Raw genomic sequence first — 3,655 nt, 5'->3', positions numbered from 1 at the left:
TGATCATCACCCGCAGCGTGGTCGCGGCCCTGGTCATCGTCGGTACCGTGTTGCTTTCGCTGGGCGCCTCCTTCGGCCTCTCGGTGCTCGTGTGGCAGTACCTTCTCGGCATCAGACTGCACTGGATGGTGCTGGCGATGGCGATCATCCTGCTGTTGGCGGTCGGGTCGGACTACAACCTGCTGCTGATATCCCGGTTCAAGGAAGAGATTCGCGCCGGGCTGAAGACGGGCACCATCCGCGCCATGGCCGGCTCTGGTTCGGTGGTGACCGCTGCCGGTCTGGTGTTCGCCGCCACCATGGCCTCGTTCGTGTTCGGCCCGTTGCGGGTTATGGCCCAGGTGGGCACCACGATCGCTCTGGGCCTGTTGTTCGACACTTTGATCGTGCGGTCGTTCATGACGCCCTCGGTGGCCATTCTGCTCGGGCGTTGGTTCTGGTGGCCGCAACACGTGCGGCCGCGGCCGGCCAGCACGATGCTGCAGCCGTACGGATCCCGTCCGGCGGTTCGTGCGCTGATAGACGTCGACGAGCATCCGCCAGGCGGACTGGTCCAACAGCGGTAATCAATAACCTACTCCGACTGCACCTTTGGTAACCGGGCTGTCTTGGCCTCGCCGTTGCCCAGCGCCGTCCTGGCCACCTCGCCGTTGTTTTCGCCCAGCAGCTCCCGAACTGCCGGGCGGGGCCCGGTGGGCCGGAGCATGGTGCTGGCGGGGCGGGGCCGGACCTTGATCGGCCACCAGAACCAACGTCCCAGCAGCGCGGCGATGGACGGCGTCATGAACGAGCGGACCACCAAGGTGTCGAACAGCAGACCCAGACCGACAGTGGTCCCCATTTGGCCGATGATCCGCAGGTCGCTGACCACCATTGAGCACATCGTGAACGCAAACACCAGACCGGCCGACGTCACCACCTTGCCGGTGCCGCCCATGGCGCGGATGATGCCCGTCTTCAGCCCAGCGTGAATCTCCTCTTTGAACCGAGACACCAGCAGCAGGTTGTAGTCAGACCCCACCGCCAAAAGGACGATGACCGACATCGCCAACACCATCCAGTGCAGTTGGATCCCAAGGATGTACTGCCAAACCAGCACGGAGAGCCCGAAGGACGCACCCAACGAAACCGCAACTGTGCCAACGATAACCAGGGCGGCAATAAGGCTTCGGGTGATGATCAGCATGATGATGAAAATCAGGCACAGCGAACCGATCCCGGCGATCCACAGATCGTATTTCGAACCGTCCTTCCAGTCCTTGAAGGTGGCGGCGGTACCGGCCAGGTAGATCTTGGCGTCCTCGAGAGGAGTGCCCTTCATCGACTCCTCGGCCGCCTGCCTGATCGAGTCAACGCGCGCAATGCCTTCCGGCGTCGCTGGGTCTCCCCGGTGCGAGATGATGAGGCGTACGGCCTTGCCGTCGGGCGAGAAGAAGTTGTTCAGGGCACGTTTGAAGTCCGGGTTCTTGAAGACTTCCGGCGGCAGGTAGAACGAGTCGTCATTTTTGGCGCGGTCGAAGGCTTTGCCCATGGCCGTCGCGTTATCGCTCAGCTCGTCCATCTGCCCGAAGATCCCCGACATGGTGCTATGCATCGTCAGCATCATCGTCCGCATGGACTCCATGCTGGCGATCATCGGCGGGAACTCCGCGATCATCTGCGGCATCAGCGAATCAAGTTTATCGAAGTCTTTGGTCAGAATTTGGAACTTGTCGTCGATCTCGTCGACACCATCAACCGCCTCGAATACAGATCGCAGCGAAAAACATATCGGGATGTCGTAGCAGTGTTTTTCCCAGTAGAAATAGCTGCGGATAGGCCGCCAGGTGTCCTCGAAGTTTGCGATGTCGTCCCGCAATTCTTCGGTGACGGCCTGCATTTCCTTCGTCTCACCGACCATTTTGTGTGTGGTATCGGTGAGCTCTTTCATGAGGTCGTACATGCGCCTCATGCGATTCATGGTGTCCTCGAGCTCGTCGGCCTGCTTGAGCATGTCGTCCATACGGGCTTTTTGGAATTTCATCGTCTGTACCTGCCCGGCATTTTGCATGCTGAGCTGAAACGGAATCGACGTATGCTCCATCGCCGTGCCCTCGGGACGTGTGATGGCCTGCACCCTGGATACTCCCGGAACCCGGAAGATGCCTTTGGCCAGTCTGTCGAGGACCAAGAAGTCTGCCGGATCACGCAAATCATGGTCCGCGTCGACCATCATGACTTCGGGCATCATTCGAGCCTGGGAAAAATGTCGCTCGGCGGCGTCATACCCCTTATTAGCGGCGATATCGTGGGGTATATATAGCCGATCGTTGTAGCTGGCTCGATATCCCGGCAGCGTCAACAGGCCGACAAGTGCGATCGCAACTGCCCCTGCGAGAATGGGCAACGGCCAGCGCACGATGGCGGTGCCCACCCGGCGCCAACCACGGACCTGCATCTTTCGTCTGGGGTCGAACAAACCGAAGCGTCCACCGACGATGATCACGGCCGGAACCAGCGTGAGCGCCACCGCCACCGCCACGAGCATGCCGACTGCACAAGGCACGCCCAGCGTTTGGAAATACGGCATCCGGCAGAAGCTCAGACAAAATATCGCGCCGGCGATCGTCAAACCGGAGGCCAAGACAACGTGCGCGACGCTGCGGTAAGTCGTGTAGAAAGCGGTCTCACGATCCTCGCCAACCTGCCGGGCCTCTTGATAGCGGCCGAAAAAGAAGATGCCGTAATCAGTTCCAGCCGCAATCCCGAGGGACACCAGGAGATTAACAGCAAATGTGGAAAGCCCAATAAGGTGGTGATATCCAAGAAACGCGACAATTCCTCGCGCCGCCGTCAATTCGATGAAGACCATGACGAGCAGAAGAAACACCGTGATGACGGAGCGGTAGACAAGTAGCAACATGGTGACGATCACCAAAAGCGTTACAACAGTCATCTTCAAGAGGGTTTTGTTGCCACTATGGTTCATGTCCTTCACCAGCGCCGCCGGGCCAGTCACATACGTGGTTACACCTTTTGGCGCCGGCGTGCGGTCCACGATGCTGCGAACAGCATCCACCGATTCGTCTCCCAAGGTCGTACCTTGGTTACCGGCGAGGTTGAGTTGGACGTATACGCATTTACCGTCGGAGCTTTGCGCCCCCGGCGCCGTGAGCGGATCGCCCCAAAAATCCTGGACGTGTTGCACGTGCTTCGGATCGTCTTTCAGCTGACGAATCACGCTGTTGTAATACCGGTGCGCATCGTCGCCGAGTTTCTGCTGGCTTTCCAAGACGATCATCGCGGAACTGTCGGAATCAGATTCCTTGAATTTCTGGCCCATCGCCGTCATCGCTTGCACCGATGGTGCGTCTTTGGGGCTCATTGATACCGAACGTTGCTTCGCGACCTGCTCCAGCGGTGGAACGGCGGTACTCACCAGGACAACGATCGCCAACCACGCCAGGATGATGGGAACCGCCAGCCGATGGATCGTCCGCGGCACGAATGGCGGTCTAGTGTGCTCGGCGCTCCTCTGCTCGCTAATCATGCGCCCTTCAACACGCAGAAGGTGAACGCGTTCACTTCATGCGAGATTTTTTCGGCTTTGACCACACCGTCCACCACGATGCGGCAGCCGATGGTATTGCTATTGCCCTGGGCCACAATGTTTCCC

General features: G+C 59.4%; 3 protein-coding genes. 1 reads left to right on the top strand and 2 read right to left on the bottom strand.

The window, feature by feature from the left end; translation table 11 throughout:
- Window positions 1–566: MMPL family transporter (locus WAN71_RS00385; RefSeq protein ID WP_422223433.1), on the top strand; the 566-nt coding region annotated here is incomplete at its 5' end.
- Window positions 567–574: 8 nt separating this feature from the next.
- Here the strand turns inward: WAN71_RS00385 and WAN71_RS00380 are convergent.
- Entirely contained in the window at window positions 575–3,529 is a 2,955-nt protein-coding gene (locus WAN71_RS00380) for an RND family transporter (protein WP_422223432.1), read from the bottom strand.
- A partial coding sequence (locus WAN71_RS00375; RefSeq protein WP_422223434.1) for an MmpS family transport accessory protein occupies window positions 3,526–3,655 on the bottom strand: 130 nt, incomplete at its 5' end. The genes WAN71_RS00380 and WAN71_RS00375, both read right to left, overlap by 4 nt.

The sequence above is a fragment of the Mycobacterium sp. genome (assembly GCF_049280035.1).
In the GTDB taxonomy this organism is placed as follows: Bacteria; Actinomycetota; Actinomycetes; order Mycobacteriales; family Mycobacteriaceae; genus Mycobacterium.
The sequence above is the reverse complement of the archived record's forward strand: the minus strand, read 5'-3'. Positions and strand labels throughout refer to the sequence as shown.